Genomic DNA, 16,974 nt, shown 5'->3' with positions numbered 1-16,974 from the left:
TTAGAAGTTTAATGTTTTTTACCTCCTTTATAGAAACGTTGAGAAAGCGACTTGCATGTCCGGAACTTTAAAAAAAAGGATGAGTATAATGCCTATCTTAGAAGTGAAAAAGTTAACTCTTCGTTTTGGCGGGTTAACAGCTGTAAATAACCTTAGTTTCGATATGGATGAGAATTCAATTGTAAGTCTGATAGGACCCAATGGTGCAGGAAAAACGTCAGCTTTTAATTGCCTGACGGGTTTTTATAAAGGCAGTGAAGGCGATATCTTATTTCAAGGTCAAAGTATCTTTCGGCAGAAGCCGTATAAAATTACAAAATTGGGTATGGCGAGAACGTTTCAGAATTTGCGTTTATTCAAAGATATGACGGTTTTGGAAAATGTCATGTCCGGCATGCACAGCCGAACGTCTGCCGGTGTCCTGGGGGCTGTTTTAAGACTTCCGAGTCAGCGTCAGGAAGAAAAGAAAATTCGGCAGGTCAGTGAAGAGTGTCTTGACTTTGTAGGTATTTTAGATAAACAAGACCGTTTGGCCCGTAATTTGGCCTATGGTGACCAACGTCGTGTAGAGTGGGCCAGAGCTTTGGCTACTCATCCAAAACTTATTTTATTGGATGAACCGGCTGCCGGTCTCAACCATGATGAAAAAGACCAGTTAGTAGACTTAATACGACGCATTCAGAAGGATTTAGGTATCACAGTCCTGTTGATAGAACATGATATGGGGTTGGTCATGAAAGTTTCGGAAAAAATTGTGGTCATTGACTATGGCCAGAAAATAGCTGAAGGATCTGCTGAAGAAGTCAAGAACAATCCCAAAGTTATCGAAGCCTACTTGGGTAAGGAGGATGAGGAATGAACGACTTAGCACTCGTCCTGCAAAATGTTGAAACGTTTTATGGGAAAATTCATGCTCTTAAAGGAGTAAGTCTGGAAGTGCCCAAGGGTAAGATCGTGACCCTGCTTGGCTCCAATGGTGCCGGAAAGACAACAACGTTAAAGACGATTTCCGGATTGATTCAAGCATCTGCAGGCAAAATCGAGTTTTATGGCCGGGATATAAGTAAAGAGAAAGCCCACAAGATTGTCAGCATGGGTTTAATCCATGTTCCCGAAGGACGGCGAATTTTCAAAGATTTATCGGTTAAGGAAAATCTTGAACTAGGGGGATTTACCCTTAAAGATGAATCCTTGCGCCGTAAGCGAATTGAACACGTTTTTGAAATGTTTCCCCGTTTAAAAGATCGGCAAAAACAAATCGGAGGAACTCTCTCTGGTGGGGAACAGCAAATGTTAGCCATAGGCCGCGCTATGATGACTGACCCCAAGCTTCTTTTGTTAGACGAGCCTTCCATGGGATTGGCTCCTCTGATTGTTCAAGATATTATGCGGATTATTAAGCAGCTGAATTCTGAAGGAACTACAATCTTGCTTGTCGAGCAAAATGCTAAGATAGCCCTAAAATTAGCGGATTATGGCTATGTTTTAGAGACCGGTGAGCTGGTCATGGAAGGGGACAGTACCGAGCTCAGGCAAGACGAGAGAATAACAAAGGCTTATCTGGGAGAATAGAAGGAATATGGATGAAATCTCCTTTTTTTATTCGGGCGGCGGTGTTACTATTAGTGGGGGAGAGCAGCTTTCCTTCCTCCTTTGAGCGTATTTTGGAAGTTGTGCCTTGGATCATTCTTTAATTGCAAGACAGACGGAGTGTTGAAGGTGACAGATGGTAAGATCATCAATATTATGAAATATTCTATTCATGATGGCCCAGGTATTCGAACGGCAGTTTTCTTTAAGGGCTGCCCTCTCAATTGTCTTTGGTGTCATAATCCGGAAAGTCAAAAGTATGACCAAGAGCTGTTCTATTGGCCGGATCGCTGTATCGGCTGCGGTCGGTGCCTGGAAAGTTGTTCCAGAGACGCAATTGGGCTTACGTCCGGTAAACTGGAATATAAGCGTGCTCAGTGCAAGGTGTGCGGGGATTGCTGTAAAGTCTGTCATGCCGGAGCGAGAGAACTGGTGGCAAAAACTATGTCTGTGGGTCAGGTTATGGCTGAGATTGAAAAAGATTTGGTCTTTTATGATGAATCGGGAGGAGGGGCTACTTTTTCAGGAGGAGAAGCCTTGATGCAGCCTACCTTTCTAACAGAACTGCTTCAAGACTGTCAAAAGAAGGAGATAAACACAGCAGTAGAGACTTGCGGCTATGTTAAGCCTGAAATTCTCCAAACGATCAGCCCCTATGTTAATCTCTTTTTATACGATCTAAAACTCATGGATTCCCAGAGACACCAATACTACACCGGGGTGCCGAATGAACTTATTCTGGACAATCTGCGCTGGCTGGCAGAGCACCATCCTAAGGTTCTTGTTCGTGTACCGATCATTCCCGGCTGTAATGATGATAAAGAAAACCTTCACCAACTTGGAGAATTCGTTGCCTCCTTGAAAAGAGTTCAAGAACTTCATTTGCTGCCCTATCACCGGGCTGGTGTGGATAAATACAAACGGTTGGGCCTGGAATATCAGCTGCCGGATATCCAGGCTCCTGAGAGTGAGCAGATGGAGCGGATCAAGGGCGAGCTGGAACAGTATGGCTTAAAGGTTAAAATCGGTGGTTAGTATTGCTGCTTATTCATCTAAAACATTATATTTAGTATTGATATATTGAGCATTAAATTAATAACGTATCAAGAAGTTTCCGAGGGGAGGAGAGGTCGAAATGAATGAACGAGTAACCATGCTCAGGCAGCAGAGTTTAGAAACTGAAGCCTATATTTCTGCGGAAAGGGCGGAATTGATGACGGAATTTTATCGTCAATCCGGCAATACCTCCGTGCCTGTCCGCAGAGCGTTGGCCTTTAAATACGTGCTGGAACGCAAAGAGATATGTCTCAATCCAGGAGAATTGATCGTAGGGGAGCGAGGACCTGCGCCTAAGGCGACTTATACGTATCCTGAACTTTGCTGTCACTCCCTTGAGGATTTGGATATTCTTGACTCACGACCCAAGATTTCTTTTAAAGTAAGTCAGGTGGTTCGTGATGCTTACGAACAGGAAATTATTCCTTACTGGCAAGGAAATTCCATGCGCGATCTAATTTTTCAGGAGATGTCCGAGGAATGGAAAGCTGCTTATGATTCGGGTATTTTCACGGAGTTTATGGAGCAGAGGGCACCGGGCCATACCGTTCTTGATGATAAAATCTATCGCTTCGGCTTTTTGGATTTTATTCAGAAAATTGACGATCACTTGGCAAGGCTGGATTATTTAAACGATGCAGAAGCGTATCAGAAGCAGGAAGAACTAAAAGCCATGAGGATCTGCGCTGAAGCAATCATTACATTTGCTGAGCGGTATGCCCAAAAGGCTAAGGAAATCGCTCAAACTGAAAAAGACCCGCTGCGCAAGGCGGAACTGGAAACCATTGCCGAAGTATGCTCCCATGTTCCTGCCCATGCCCCGGAAAATTTCTGGGAGGCTCTGCAGGCTTACTGGTTTGTGCATCTCGGTGTTATCCTAGAACTTAACACTTGGGATGCCTTTAATCCTGGAAGGCTGGATCAGCATTTATATCCTTTTTATAAGCAAGGGTTAGCTGATGGGACCTTGACCGAAGAAAAAGCTAAGGAACTTTTGCAGTGTTTTTGGGTTAAATTTAACAACCAGCCGGCACCGCCTAAAGTAGGGGTAACCGCAGCGGAAAGCGGAACGTATACGGATTTTGCCAATATCAACAGTGGCGGACTTAAAGCGGATGGGTCGGATGGAGTCAATGATGTCACTTACCTCGTGTTAGATGTTATCGATGAAATGCGCCTTTTACAGCCGAGTTCCAATATTCAATTGAGCAAAAAGAATCCTGATCGTTTTATCAGGAGAGCGGCTCGCATCATCCGCAAAGGCTGGGGTCAGCCTTCCGTCTTTAATGCCGACTCTGTGGTTGAAGAGCTGCTGCGCCAGGGTAAATCCATTGAGGACGCCCGCCAAGGCGGTACCAGCGGCTGCGTTGAGACAGGCGCCTTTGGCAAAGAAAGTTATATCCTTACAGGCTATTTCAACTTGCCGAAAATTTTTGAACTGACCTTGAACAACGGGATTGATCTGCGGACAGGTCGGCAATTAGGTCTGGAAACCGGTGATCCAAATAACTTTAGCTCCTATGAAGAACTTTTTGAGGCCTTTAAAAAGCAGCTTCATTATTTTATTGACATTAAGGTTAAGGGAAGTAATATCATCGAGCGTCTTTATGCAGCCTACATGCCCTCGCCTTTTCTGTCCATACTCATCGACGATTGCATTCTTAAAGGCAAGGATTACAACGACGGTGGTGCCCGCTATAATACGAACTATATTCAGGGCGTTGGTCTGGGCAGCCTTACAGATACCTTGTCAGGCATTCGTTATCATGTTTATGAGCAAAAGGACTTGACCATGGAACAACTGCTGAAGGCTTTAGAACAAAATTTTACGGGATGCGAAGGAGTTCGTCAGCTGCTGCTGAACAAAACTCCCCATTTTGGCAATGACGATGATTATGCCGATGAAATCATGGTTGACATTTTCAACGCCTATTATAACGAAGTCAATGGGCGGCCAACGACGAAAGACGGGGTTTATCGCATTAACATGCTGCCAACCACCTGTCACGTCTATTTCGGCTCGGTCATTGGTGCGACGGCTGATGGCCGCAGGGCTTGGGAACCGCTTTCTGAAGGGATTTCGCCCGTTCAAGGGTCTGATCGCTTAGGACCGACGGCGGTTATCAAATCCGCTTCGAAAATGGATCATGCCCGCACAGGAGGTACTTTGCTGAATCTGAAGTTTACTCCCCAAGTAGTGGAGGGGGATGAAGGTCTTGAAAAATTAGTCCAGCTCGTTCGCTCCTACTTCAAATTGAGCGGTCACCATATTCAGTTCAATGTTGTTAGCGCTAAGACCCTGCGGGCAGCTCAGAAGGAACCGGAAAAGTACCGTGATCTCATCGTTCGTGTTGCCGGCTACAGCGATTATTTCTGCGATCTCAGCGAAGCTCTGCAGGAGGAAATTATTGCCCGAACAGAGCATACAGCCTTTTAAGATAAAAGAAAAAAGCCCTTCCATTGATTCGATGAACTGAATCGGATTAATGGTAAGGGCTTTTGTTATGGGCTAGGCGCTTTCGTCACTGAAGCTTCGATGTTCAGCTAAAGCTGGAACGAGTTTGCTATTTTTGAGCCAATTCTTCTTCAAACGTTGAAATCTGTGTAATCTGGGCAAGCCGCTTTGTAGTTGTGACTATCTCATCGGAGGTGGCTGCTATTTCCTCTGTTGCAGAAGCTTGGTTTTCAGCGGTAAGGCTTGTTTTGCTGATTTGTTTGGCAATGGTGTCAATAGCGTTCTTTATTTCTTGGAGTGATCTTGATACCAATTCTGTGGATTCTTTACTTAGACCTGATAAAACTCCCATTTCTTTCGCTACCACGCTAAAACCTTTTCCCGCCTCGCCTGCTCTGGCGGCCTCTATTGAGGCATTCAAGGCCAATAAATTAGATTGTGCCGAGATAGTTTTGATTTTTTGGGTAATCCCATCTATTTCTGATATTTTTTGCTGAGTTTTTTCGCTGAATTCCATGGTTTCCTTGATAAAAACAGCAAGTTCTTGAGATCCCGATGCAACTTCTCCCACACCCACATTTAGTTGTTCGAAAGATTCTAAGAGAAAGGTAACAATCTCCTCGATTTGGGTTTCAATTTCCATACTCTTGGAAACGGAGACTACGGCAACAACGTTTCCCTTTTCATCAAAAACTGGTGTAAGACATCCTTTGGCCGGAACCCCGAAATAACCTTTTGGCACTATTGAACGAACTTGTCTTTTGCTTTCTTTAAGATATTTGAAAGAGCCTCGGCTATCATTAAATGAATCTCCCGCCTTTAAGTTTGTTTTAAGGCTTTTCCCTTCTAAAACAGCTTTAAAAGTCATGCTTTCTAAATCATATACTAAAATTGTCATGTCATCCTGCATTACATCCAATAAACAAGGCAAGGTTTCGATAAATGAATTAAGATCGTTTACATTCATGCTTAAAGACTCCCTATTCAATCTAGTATCGGATTCTCCTATAAATGAAATATAAAGCCTTAAGAATTACATTATTGATAGCGTGGGACTGTTGGTTGCTATTTCTCAGATTTCTCCTTTTCTAAATATCCCGAATTTTAAGTACAAATATCTAATAGCATTATAAGATATCATATATTAGTTTACAATAACAAAATTTATTAGCTTTTTCGACTTTTTCTTGTCTTTATTTTGCGATGGCCAATTTTTTTCTTTCGTTTTCCAATGACGGTAAAGGCAAAGACAACTTTAACGAAACGGAACGATTATTAAACAATAGTGTTCAAAGTGTTTAAACATTTTGAACACTATTGAACAGAATATACTATACGCGGAGTGTTATACATCAAATATAGGGGCTTAGAACTAACTCTTTAGTTTAATTTCCATTCCAATCGAGACCGGTTTTTCCAAGATATACAGGTTCAACATTTGGCACAGAAATTGCAATTTAAATATAAGTTCGATTTAAGTTCGTCAATTAGGAACTGAGGAGAGTGACGTCTGTGCGAATTACTGAGCATCCAATTTTGGATTTCCAGCGAGGAGATGAGATAACCTTTTTCTTCGACGGCCAGGAAATTAAAGGTTATGAAGGAGAAACCATAGCCGCTGCCCTCCATGCTGCAGGGGTTAGGGTCTTAGGTCATAGTCCGGAAAAGCATAGGCCAAGGGGCCTTTTCTGTGCCATCGGCAATTGTTCATCCTGTCTTATGATCGTTGATGGGGAACCGAATGTCAGGATTTGTGTGGAAAAGGTTAAACCGGGCATGCAGGTGGAGACGCAGCAAGGAAAGGGGTGCCTGCGTTGAAAGAGATAGAAGTTCTCATTATTGGCGGCGGACCGGCCGGTTTATGTGCTGCTGCAGCGGCTGCTGATTTAGGGGCAGGAGTTCTGATTATTGAAAGAGACGACAAACTTGGCGGCCAATTAGTTAAACAGACCCATAAGTTCTTTGGCTCCCGCAAACAGTATGCCGGTGAGCGGGGCTATCAGATCGGAAATTTGCTGATTGAGCAGTGTTCCACTAAGGCGAAGGTTGAAATTTGCTCAGGAACCACGGCTTTAGGAATTTATGAAGATGGTGTGGTTACCGCCGAAAAAGACGGTCAACACCTAAAAATAAAGCCGCAAAAGATCATCATTGCGACAGGCGCTTCGGAGAAAATGATAACCTTCCCCAATAACGATATGCCGGGAATTTACGGAGCCGGGGCGGTTCAAACGCTTATGAATGTCCATGGCATTGTCCCGGGACAACGTGTACTTATGATCGGTGCCGGAAATATCGGACTTATTGTTTCTTATCAATTGCTGCAAGCAGGTGTCGATGTTGCCGCCATTATCGAGGCTGCACCAACGATTGGAGGATACTTAGTTCATGCTGCGAAGATCCGGCGCGCCGGTGTTCCGATTCTGACATCTCATACGATTAAAGAAGCCTACGGAAAAGAAAGTGTTGAGGGTGCAATCCTCTGTCGATTGGATGAGAATTGGCGGCCTATTTCAGGGAGCGAACAAGACTTGAAAGTTGATGTAATATGTCTGGCGGTCGGTTTGAGCCCCTTAACCGAACTCTGTTTCCAAGCAGACTGTCAGATGCACTATGTTGCGGAACTTTCCGGACACGTGCCCTTAAGAAATGAATATTTGGAAACGACCCGTCCAGGTCTCTATGTAGCCGGGGATGTCAGCGGAGTCGAAGAAGCCAGCTCTGCTATGGTGGAAGGACGCTTGGCAGGAATAAGTGCAGCCTATAGCTTAGGTTACGGCAAAGATGCGGCTCTGAAACTTCAAGCTGAGGCTTTGGCAGAGTTAAGTGAACTGCGGGCGGGACCGGCAGGCCAAAAGACGATGCAAGGACTTAAAAAACTGATGGGAAAGGAGGGAGCAGGATGTTAAACAAAACTGGAATTCCCACAACTGAAGATGTGAAGACTGTCACTCCATCTCAGGAGCGCTTGAAGAAAGGGCCGGTCGCCATTATCGAATGCTTTCAAAAGATTCCCTGCAATCCCTGTGCGGAAGCCTGTAAGCAGGGTGCCATCCTGCCGCTGCAGGATATTAACGACTTACCGAAGATGGACTTCGACAAATGCAACGGCTGTGGAGTCTGCCTCAGCCGCTGTCCGGGATTAGCCATTTTTGTAGTTGATGGTTCCTATAGTGCGGAGGAAGCTGTGGTGAGAATTCCCTATGAATATCTCCCGCTCCCTCAGGAAGAGGAGGAAGTCGTTGGGGTTGACCGGGCCGGAAAAGAACTGGGTACCTTTAAGGTGAAAAAGATTCAGTCCGGCGGCTCGAAAAATAAAACCTACACAGTGTGGCTGGCCGTGCCCCAAGAACTGGCCATGGAAGTGCGCGGTATTCGCAGGGGAGGGATTAGACATGCTGGATAAAGAGACCATCGTCTGTCGCTGTGAAGATATTACTTTAGAGGAAATACAAGCCTTGATTAAGCAAGGTTACCGGACTATTGATGAAATAAAGCGGGTCCTCCGTGCCGGAATGGGACCTTGTCAAGGACGGACTTGCCGGATGTTAATTGCTCAAGAACTGTCTAAGGCCTATGGGATTCCTGTTGCAGAAGTTCTGATGCCAACCTTTCGGCCGACTGTAAAACCTGTAAAACTGGGAACCTTTGCGGGGGGTGAATCACTTGCAGAAAACAGCTAACGTTGTCATTATCGGCGGCGGAATTACAGGCTGCGCCTTAGCTTATGAAATGGCCCTGCGGGGTGTCCATGACATTGTCGTTATTGAAAAACAATACCTTGCTTCGGGAGCAACAGGACGCTGCGGTGCTGGAGTGCGGCAGCAATGGGGGACAGAAACCAATGCTATTCTTGCCCGGGACAGCGTAAAACGCTTCGAATCCATGAATGAAGAACTTGATTATGACATGGATATTGAATTTAAACAGGGCGGCTATCTGATGGTTGCCTATACGGAAAGTGAATGGGAACAGTATAAAAAAAATGTGGCTGTCCAGCATAGCCTGGGGATTTCCACTAAAATGATTACGCCTCAAGAAGCTCAGGAAATTGTACCTCATTTGAATATCAACGGTTTGGTCGGTGCGACGTTCTGTCAATCAGACGGTCATGCTAATCCTTTTCATGTGGTTGATGCCTATTATAAAGCAGGGCGGCGGCTCGGGGTCAACTATGAAACCTATACGACGGTTACTGGCATCAAACGGGAGAAGGGTAAAGTCACCGCCGTTCAGACGACGAAAGGGGAAATTGCTACTCCCATCGTAGTTAACGCCTGCGGATTTGCCGCCGGTACAATCTGTCAGATGGTCGGTTTTGATCTCCCGCTTTATCCGCAGCGGCACCAAGCACTGGTTACTGAAGCTGTCGAGCCTTGCCAAGGCCCTATGGTCATTTCCTTACACCATCGTCTGTACTGTCAGCAGACGCCTCACGGCAGTTTTATCATGGGGGTGGGCGATCCCAACGAACCGAAAGATTTTAATATTCATTCCAGTTGGGAGTTCCTTGAGGACGTTGCCCGTCAAGCTATCACTGTTTTGCCTCTTTTAAAGAATCTCCGTGTCGTCCGGCAATGGTCGGGGCTTTATGATATGAGTCCGGATGCCAATCCGATTTTCGCTGAAATTCCTGACGCCCAAGGAATGTGGGTAGCCGCAGGATTCAGCGGCCATGGCTTCATGGTCGGTCCCCAGACAGCCGTTCTTTTGGCGCAGAAAATTCTCGGTCAAGAATGTTTTATGCCCATTGAAAAATTTGGCTTAGACCGTTTCCGCCGGGGAGAGTTATTGCTTGAGCCAGCCGTTGTTTAAGGCGCTAAAGCTGAACATCGGAGCTTCCGATCCAATAATGTCCAGTGGACATTATTGCCGAGCCGCCTTTCCCAATAAGAATACTAGCGGCAAAGAGGGACTCTACCCCACCTGAAGTGAATGAAGGCCTACCCTCACTTATAGAAGTGGGGCCCTTAAAAACTGGATAAATTTTAGATTTAAATAATTAATAACGAGGAGGAAAATCCAAGTGAATAATGCCTATTTTGAACTCAAATTTCCTGAAAATGAACCTGTAAAAGGGTATATGCCGGGGTCCCCGGAACGTGCCGCTATCAAGGCAGAGCTTGAGCGGCAATTGGCAAACCCTGTTGAAGTGCCGATAATTATTGGCGGCAAGGAAATACGGACTGGAAATAAAGCCCCAATGATCTGCCCTCATGATCACCAAAAGGTCCTCGGTGAGTACCATGTTGCCGGGGAAAAAGAATTGCTCCTGGCTATTGAAGCTGCAGAGGCTGCGAGAGAAGAATGGGAAAATATGCCCTGGGAGCATAGAGCAACGATATTCTTAAAAGCTGCGGATCTGTTAACAGGAAAATATCGAGCTAAAGTGGCTGCTTCTTGCATGCTTGGCCAAAGCAAAAACCCCTTCCAAGCTGAAATTGATGTGATTTGCGAACTGGCAGATTTCCTGCGTTTTAATACCTACTACGCTCAAGAAATCTACAAGCAGCAGCCAATGAATACACCCGGTGTCTGGAATCGCGTTGAATATCGCGCTCTGGACGGCTTTGTAGCAGCAATTACTCCGTTTAATTTTACCTCAATTGGCGGCAATCTCTCGACCGCACCGGCGATTGTTGGCAACACTGTTTTGTGGAAACCGTCATCAACGGCTGTTCTTTCCAACTATTACTTTATGCAAATCTTGATGGAAGCCGGTCTGCCCGCCGGGGTTATCAATTTTGTGCCTTGCAGGGGCACCGACTTTGGCAGGGTGGTGGTAAGTCATCCTAAGATGGCGGGCTTTCACTTTACCGGCTCTACCGCAGTATTCAACGGGATCTGGAACCAAGTTGGCAGTAATATCGCCAAGTATGTTTCTTATCCTCGTCTTGTTGGTGAAACGGGCGGCAAGGACTTTATCTTTGCCCATGAATCGGCGGATATCGAAGCTCTCACCTGTGCCATGGTTCTTGGGGCTTATGAATATCAAGGGCAGAAGTGCTCGGCAGCCTCTCGCGCTTATATTCCGGAGAGCCTTTGGAGCCAATTAAAAGGGCGCCTTGAAGAGGAAATCGGCAAGATTAAGATGGGTGATGTCCGCGACTTTACCAATCTCATGAATGCTGTCATTGATCGCAATTCCTTCCTGAATATTAAAAACTATCTTGATTATGCCAGAGAATCCCAGGATGCAGAGATCATCATTGGCGGCGGCTGCGATGACAGCGTTGGTTACTTTGTCGAGCCGACGGTCATTTTAGCTAAGACTCCCAACTTTAAGACTATGGTGGAAGAAATCTTTGGACCGGTTATGACCGTTTATGTCTATCCCAATGACAAATTAGAAGAAACCCTGAAAGCCTGCGATACGGCAACGATCTATGGTTTGACGGGCGCTGTATTTGCTCAGGACAGAGCTGCGGTTATCAAGATCGCCAAAGCCTTGGATCATGCGGCCGGAAATTTCTATATTAATGATAAGCCGACCGGTGCCGTTGTCGGGCAGCAGCCCTTCGGCGGAAGCCGCGCCTCAGGCACGAATGATAAGGCGGGCAGCGCCATTAACTTATATCGCTGGATAAGCCAACGGGCTATCAAAGAGGCGATGGTTCCCCGCACTGTTATAAACTATCCTTATATGGCGGAGAAATAAGATGTTTCCTATTGGGAAGGCGGTTCGGCAATAATGTCCACTGGACATTATTGTATCTGAAGCCTCGATGTTCAGCTTTGGCTGAACGAGTTCACTGTAGGGCTTGTAATGTGATATGATATTGACAGTAATGAAATATAAAACAAGCAGAGGTTTCTCAGTTTTGAATACCTTAACTAATTTAAGTGTAAGTATAAAAGACCCCGGCAAAGCCGGGGTCAAAGTATTAATAATTATGAGTGCCTAAAACGACAGGTTTACCAAATTTTGCTTCTAGTTTTGCTTTGATTCCGTCAAGATCAATTGGGCAGCCGGCAGTAGTTCTTGCTTTCACGACACAGGTAGCAATATGAATGGCATCAATTTCACGATCTAGATAATCTGACATTTCCATGACTAAACCGACTTTAGGCATCACTAGGCCGGGACAATCGCCGCAGCTGCTGTTGCCCACGATCTGAACTGAGTCATACTTGGCAAATTCACCCTCTTTTAGCTGAGCAGCTTTAAAGCATTTTAAACAAGCTACACAACTAATATCACGAATTTTTGCACATGAAACAATTAAGATATTAGCCATTGATCTAATTCCCCCTTTCAAATAAGTAAGTATTCGGCAACAGGCCTAGTTATCCTTTATTTCCTTAAAATGTAATTCATAAGTTTTGGACAGATCAGTTTTTGCAAGAATAAAGAGGGCTTCGATAATGAAAAGAACAGTAAGAGCTGGTATAATGATTTGAAGTTAATAAAATTGCTTTGTCAAAAATTTATCTATATGTTCTTTGCTTAACTTTTTAAAAATGTCAGTGAGCCGTGTCATCTATTTCTTATTTAAAAACGTAGGAGAGATATAGGGAGTAGCATGAAAAGAATTAATGAAATTTTTAGCGATTATGAAACCGAAGGCAACATAACTACTGCAGTTGTTGAAGCTGTTGTTTTAAACAAAAACTCCAAAATCCTGGAAATGAAACTCTGCTCCGATAAATATATCGACATTCGTGAGATTGAAGGAATTAATAAGTTTATCAAAAACAGATTGGCTTTAAATGATTCCATCATCACCATTGAGTATACGGAGGGAGCTGACAGAAAGCCCTTAGAAGAGGAGCTTAAAAATATTGTCTTGTCGTTGGCGGGTAAAAATCCGGTCTTAAAATCAGCTCTTAATAATAGCGATTATGAAATAACCCAAAACACTATCAATTTTAAGTTTAAAATTGGAATATCTTATTTATTAAAAGCCAAAGGTTACGATAAATTAATTCAGGACGCCGTAAAAAGCCTTTATGGCACTTCCTATCAAATAAATTTCCTTGATGACGTAAGCCTTGATGAATCAATGAGAGTGCAAGAAGATGCTTATGTTGAGGAAATGCTGCTGCTGCAGAAGGAAACTATGGCTGCGCCAAGCAATAACGCTCCGGTACCCCCTAAGCAAGGTCAAGAGAACAAGCGGGAAATAAAAACCGAGAGTGATGGAAAAAAAGAAAATTCTTCTTTGATATTAGGAAGAAACGCTAATATCAAGGAGTCGGTTATTAAAATCACTGATATTACACCTGATGAGGGAAAGATCGCTTTGGAGGGCGAACTGTCCAATATAGAAGCCAAGGAGTTAAGAAGCGGAAAAACTTTAATTTCTTTTGATTTGTATGACGGCTCAAGTTCCATGACCTGTAAAGCCTTTCTTAAACCCGGCGAAGACGGCGAGGTATTATCCAGGCTTAAAAAGTCTAAGGGTGTCCGCTTATCCGGAAATGCCGGTTACAGCAAGTTTTCCGGGGAAGTCGAGCTTATTGCCAATACGATCGTTGAAACAGCGGGCAGGAAAAGGGCTAAGCGGCAGGATATGGCTGAGGTAAAGCGGGTCGAACTGCATATGCATACTCAGATGAGTCAAATGGATGCTATGACCAGTGCCACGGATTTAATTAAGCGAGCGATGAACTGGGGCATGAAGTCCATCGCCATAACGGATCATGGAGTAGTTCAGTCTTTTCCTGAAGCGTATAAGCTCGTAGGCAGAGATAATCCTGATATGAAGATTATCTACGGAGTGGAGGCTTATCTGGCACCGGACAAAAGGCCTTCCGTCACTAATCCAAGGGGACAAAGCATTGATACAACATATTGCGTACTGGATCTGGAAACAACGGGTTTTTCGCCTGTGACGGAAAAAATTACTGAATTGGGGATTATGAAACTTCAGGCGGGAAAGGTTATCGATCAATTCAGCTGTTTTGTCAATCCTCAAAAGCCTATTCCGGCAAGAGTTGTCGAGGTTACCAACATAACCGATGATATGGTAAGGAATGCGGAAACTATTGAACAGGTTTTTCCCAAAATGTTGGAGTTTATTAAGGACAGCGTTTTGGTTGCTCATAATGCGGAATTTGATCTTGGCTTCTTAAAGCACAATGCTAACATTTTGGGCTATGAGTTCGATTACACCTATTTGGACACTTTGTCCTTGGCCAAAGAGGTTTTCCCTGATTTCAAAACGTATAAATTAGGGAGAATAGCTAAAAATCTGGGTATTAAGGTAGAAGTCGCTCATAGAGCCTTAGATGATGTAGATACTACTGTTAAGGTCTTTATGGTCATGCTGGAAAAGCTTAAGCAAAGGGGAGCGGAAACCCTTGAAGATATAGACCGGTATAGTCACGATGAAACAGCTGCCAAGGAAGCCTATAAGAAGCTTAAAACGTATCATGCCATAATCTTGGCTAAAGACTATGTTGGCCTAAAGAATTTATATAAGCTGGTCTCTTATTCGCATTTGGATTATTTCTACAAAAAACCCCGCATCCTCAAGAGCCTTTATAAACAATACTCCGAAGGTTTAATCCTTGGCAGTGCCTGCAGTGAAGGGGAGCTTTACCAGGCCATTTTGCTGGGGAAATCCGACGAAGAAATTGAAGCTATTGCTGAAGAGTACGATTATTTAGAGATTCAGCCTCTGGGCAATAATGATTATCTCGTCAGAACAGAACAGGTGCCGGACAAAGACTATTTAAAGGATATTAACAGAAGAATTGTGGCTTTGGGTGAAAAATTAAACAAGCCCGTCGTTGCGACAGGTGATGTTCACTTCATGGACCCCGAAGATGAGATATACCGGCGCATCTTGGAAGCAGGACAGGGCTTTAAGGATGCAGATAATCAAGCACCTTTATATTTAAAAACGACTGAGGAGATGCTTGAGGAATTTTCCTATTTAGGAGCAGAAAAGGCCTATGAAGTGGTCGTCACCAACACCAATCTGATTTCTGAGATGTGTCAGCCCATCAGTCCGATTTCACCGGAAAAATGTCCGCCGCATATTGAAGGCTGCGAGCAGACAATTAAGGATATTGCCTTTAGCAAGGCTCATGAGCTTTATGGCGATCCTTTGCCGGAGCTCGTTCAGATGCGGCTCGACAGGGAACTGGATTCTATTATCAAAAACGGGTTCTCAGTGATGTATATCATCGCGCAAAAGCTGGTGTGGAAATCAAATGAAGACGGCTATCTGGTTGGTTCCAGGGGTTCTGTTGGTTCGTCTGTGGTAGCCTATATGACCGGCATAACCGAGGTCAATGCCTTGCCGGCTCATTATAGGTGTCCTAAGTGCAAGTACTCCGACTTTTCCGATTATGGCTGCAAAATCGGTTTTGACTTGCCGGACAAGGTTTGTCCCAATTGCGGAGAGCCCTTGGCAAAGGATGGCATCGATATTCCCTTCGAAACCTTTTTGGGTTTTAATGGCGATAAGGAGCCGGATATTGATTTGAACTTCTCCGGAGAATATCAAGCTAAAGCTCACAAATATACGGAGGTTATTTTTGGTAAGGGTACAACATTTAAGGCCGGAACAATAGGTACGATTGCCGATAAGACGGCTTTTGGCTATGTGAAAAAATATTATGAGGAAAAGAGCCGCACTGTAAATAAAGCTGAAATTATCAGAATCTCCAAAGGATGTACGGGGATAAAAAGAACGACCGGACAGCACCCGGGTGGAATTATCGTTGTGCCCAAGGGCAGAGAGATTTATGAGTTTTGCCCGGTACAGCATCCTGCAGATGATCCAAATTCGGACATCATCACAACCCATTTTGACTATCATTCAATTGACCAAAACCTTTTGAAACTGGATATTTTAGGTCATGATGATCCGACGGTCATAAGAATGCTTCAAGATATCACCGGTGTAGACCCTCAAAAAATCCCTATGGATGACAAAGAAACCATGTCTATATACTCAGCGACGGACGTTTTAGGGGTTACTCCGGAGCAGATCAATTCTAAGGTTGGAACCTTTGGAATCCCTGAATTTGGTACGAAGTTTGTAAGGGGAATGCTTTTAGATACAAGGCCAACTACCTTTGCGGATTTAATCTGTATATCAGGACTTTCCCATGGCACCGATGTCTGGCTGGGCAATGCCAAAGACTTAATTGATGCAGGAACGGTTACCTTAAGTGAAGCAGTGTGTACCAGAGATGATATTATGACTTACCTCATTAAGAAGGGGCTCCCGCCTAATACAGCCTTTAAAATCATGGAGCTGGTTCGAAAAGGTAAGGCGCTCAAGGATCCTGAAAAATGGGCTGAATATGAAGCGTTGATGAGGGAGCACGAAGTGCCGGAGTGGTATATCGATTCCTGCCGCAAAATCAAATACATGTTTCCGAAAGCTCATGCCGCGGCTTATGTTATGATGGCCTTTAGGATTGCCTGGTTCAAAGTGCACATACCCAAGGCTTACTATGCAGCTTACTTTACCATTAGAGCAAAGGCCTTTGACGCTGAATTTATGATCTTTGGCAAAGAAAAGGTTAAGGCAAAGATGAAGGAAATTGAGATGCTGGGCAATCAGGCGACTCCTAAAGACAAAGATATGTACGATGATCTGGAACTGGTTTTGGAAATGTACGAAAGAGGTTTTAATTTCCTGCCTATTGATTTATATAAATCCCATGCTACGAAATTTCTGGTCGAGGAAGAGGGCTTAAGACCGCCCCTTAACAGTATATCCGGTATGGGAACTGTGGCGGCCGAAGGTATTTGTAACGCTGTTCAAGAAAAAGTTCTCAACTCTGTTGAGGACCTGAAAAAACGTGCTAAGATCGGGAATGCGGCTATTGATTTACTCAGAGGATTTGGCTGTTTGCAAGGCCTTCCGGAAAGTGACCAATTAAGTCTTTTTGATGTCATCTAGACAAAC

13 protein-coding genes are annotated in these 16,974 nt (G+C 44.3%); 11 read left to right on the top strand and 2 right to left on the bottom strand.

Going from position 1 to position 16,974, the window contains the following annotated elements; all coding sequences use genetic code 11:
• The first annotated feature begins 88 nt into the window (after positions 1-88).
• The 4 genes from B5771_RS04735 (at position 89) to hypD (ending at position 5,083) form a co-directional block, all read left to right on the top strand.
• Positions 89-859 (top strand): ABC transporter ATP-binding protein, encoded by a 771-nt coding sequence (locus B5771_RS04735; protein ID WP_088186559.1) that lies wholly within the window; start codon positions 89-91, stop codon positions 857-859.
• Positions 856-1,572, top strand: a complete 717-nt coding sequence (locus tag B5771_RS04730; RefSeq protein WP_088186519.1) for an ABC transporter ATP-binding protein — start codon at positions 856-858, stop codon at positions 1,570-1,572. The genes B5771_RS04735 and B5771_RS04730 overlap by 4 nt, the downstream gene beginning before the upstream one ends.
• Before the next feature lie 147 nt (positions 1,573-1,719).
• A complete protein-coding gene (locus B5771_RS04725) occupies positions 1,720-2,625 on the top strand; it encodes a glycyl-radical enzyme activating protein (protein ID WP_172408159.1) in 906 nt (301 codons plus the stop codon).
• A gap of 100 nt (positions 2,626-2,725) precedes the next feature.
• Entirely contained in the window at positions 2,726-5,083 is a 2,358-nt protein-coding gene (gene hypD / locus B5771_RS04720) for a trans-4-hydroxy-L-proline dehydratase (protein WP_088186518.1), read from the top strand.
• A 127-nt stretch (positions 5,084-5,210) separates the two neighbouring features.
• On the opposite strand, the gene B5771_RS04715 is transcribed toward hypD, so the two are convergent.
• A complete protein-coding gene (locus B5771_RS04715; RefSeq protein WP_088186517.1) occupies positions 5,211-6,068 on the bottom strand; it encodes a methyl-accepting chemotaxis protein in 858 nt (285 codons plus the stop codon).
• Between the two features lie 545 nt (positions 6,069-6,613).
• Between B5771_RS04715 and B5771_RS04710 the strand changes: the two genes are divergently transcribed.
• From B5771_RS04710 to pruA, 6 genes are all read left to right on the top strand, one after another.
• Positions 6,614-6,919 carry a (2Fe-2S)-binding protein gene (locus B5771_RS04710; protein WP_088186516.1) on the top strand — a complete coding sequence of 102 codons (306 nt, stop codon included), beginning with the start codon at positions 6,614-6,616 and terminating at the stop codon, positions 6,917-6,919.
• On the top strand, positions 6,916-8,010 hold the full coding sequence (locus B5771_RS04705; RefSeq protein ID WP_088186515.1) for an FAD-dependent oxidoreductase: 1,095 nt from the start codon (positions 6,916-6,918) through the stop codon (positions 8,008-8,010). The genes B5771_RS04710 and B5771_RS04705 overlap by 4 nt, the downstream gene beginning before the upstream one ends.
• Positions 8,004-8,507: a 4Fe-4S dicluster domain-containing protein gene (locus B5771_RS04700; RefSeq protein ID WP_088186514.1), complete on the top strand. Its 504-nt coding sequence runs from the start codon at positions 8,004-8,006 to the stop codon at positions 8,505-8,507. Before B5771_RS04705 ends, B5771_RS04700 begins: the two co-directional genes overlap by 7 nt.
• On the top strand, positions 8,497-8,784 hold the full coding sequence (locus B5771_RS04695) for a (2Fe-2S)-binding protein (protein WP_047810126.1): 288 nt from the start codon (positions 8,497-8,499) through the stop codon (positions 8,782-8,784). Before B5771_RS04700 ends, B5771_RS04695 begins: the two co-directional genes overlap by 11 nt.
• Positions 8,768-9,916, top strand: coding sequence for an FAD-binding oxidoreductase (locus B5771_RS04690; protein WP_088186513.1), 1,149 nt, complete (start codon positions 8,768-8,770; stop codon positions 9,914-9,916). Before B5771_RS04695 ends, B5771_RS04690 begins: the two co-directional genes overlap by 17 nt.
• Before the next feature lie 211 nt (positions 9,917-10,127).
• Positions 10,128-11,759 (top strand): L-glutamate gamma-semialdehyde dehydrogenase, encoded by a 1,632-nt coding sequence (gene pruA / locus B5771_RS04685; protein WP_088186512.1) that lies wholly within the window; start codon positions 10,128-10,130, stop codon positions 11,757-11,759.
• Positions 11,760-11,985: 226 nt separating this feature from the next.
• On the opposite strand, the gene B5771_RS04680 is transcribed toward pruA, so the two are convergent.
• The gene (locus B5771_RS04680; protein ID WP_088186511.1) at positions 11,986-12,339 is read right to left on the bottom strand and encodes a CGGC domain-containing protein; all 354 of its coding nucleotides are present in this window, start codon (positions 12,337-12,339) and stop codon (positions 11,986-11,988) included.
• A 285-nt stretch (positions 12,340-12,624) separates the two neighbouring features.
• Here B5771_RS04680 and polC point away from each other — a divergent pair, with 285 nt between their 5' ends.
• A complete protein-coding gene (gene polC / locus B5771_RS04675) occupies positions 12,625-16,968 on the top strand; it encodes a DNA polymerase III subunit alpha (RefSeq protein ID WP_088186510.1) in 4,344 nt (1,447 codons plus the stop codon).
• Positions 16,969-16,974 lie beyond the last annotated feature (6 nt).

This window comes from Desulfosporosinus sp. FKA, from assembly GCF_002196785.1.
GTDB lineage: Bacteria > Bacillota > Desulfitobacteriia > Desulfitobacteriales > Desulfitobacteriaceae > Desulfosporosinus > Desulfosporosinus acididurans.
Note: the sequence above shows the minus strand (reverse complement) of the source record. Positions and strands in the feature narration are given on the sequence as shown.

Excerpts from the sequence above, each read along its gene's own strand:
- B5771_RS04735 (WP_088186559.1), top strand. The coding sequence starts at position 89 with ATGCCTATCTTAGAAGTGAAAAAGTTAACTCTTCGTTTTGGCGGGTTA.
- B5771_RS04730 (WP_088186519.1), top strand. The coding sequence starts at position 856 with ATGAACGACTTAGCACTCGTCCTGCAAAATGTTGAAACGTTTTATGGG.
- hypD (WP_088186518.1), top strand. The coding sequence starts at position 2,726 with ATGAATGAACGAGTAACCATGCTCAGGCAGCAGAGTTTAGAAACTGAA.
- B5771_RS04715 (WP_088186517.1), bottom strand. The coding sequence starts at position 6,068 with ATGAATGTAAACGATCTTAATTCATTTATCGAAACCTTGCCTTGTTTA.
- B5771_RS04700 (WP_088186514.1), top strand. The coding sequence starts at position 8,004 with ATGTTAAACAAAACTGGAATTCCCACAACTGAAGATGTGAAGACTGTC.
- B5771_RS04695 (WP_047810126.1), top strand. The coding sequence starts at position 8,497 with ATGCTGGATAAAGAGACCATCGTCTGTCGCTGTGAAGATATTACTTTA.
- B5771_RS04680 (WP_088186511.1), bottom strand. The coding sequence starts at position 12,339 with ATGGCTAATATCTTAATTGTTTCATGTGCAAAAATTCGTGATATTAGT.
- polC (WP_088186510.1), top strand. The coding sequence starts at position 12,625 with ATGAAAAGAATTAATGAAATTTTTAGCGATTATGAAACCGAAGGCAAC.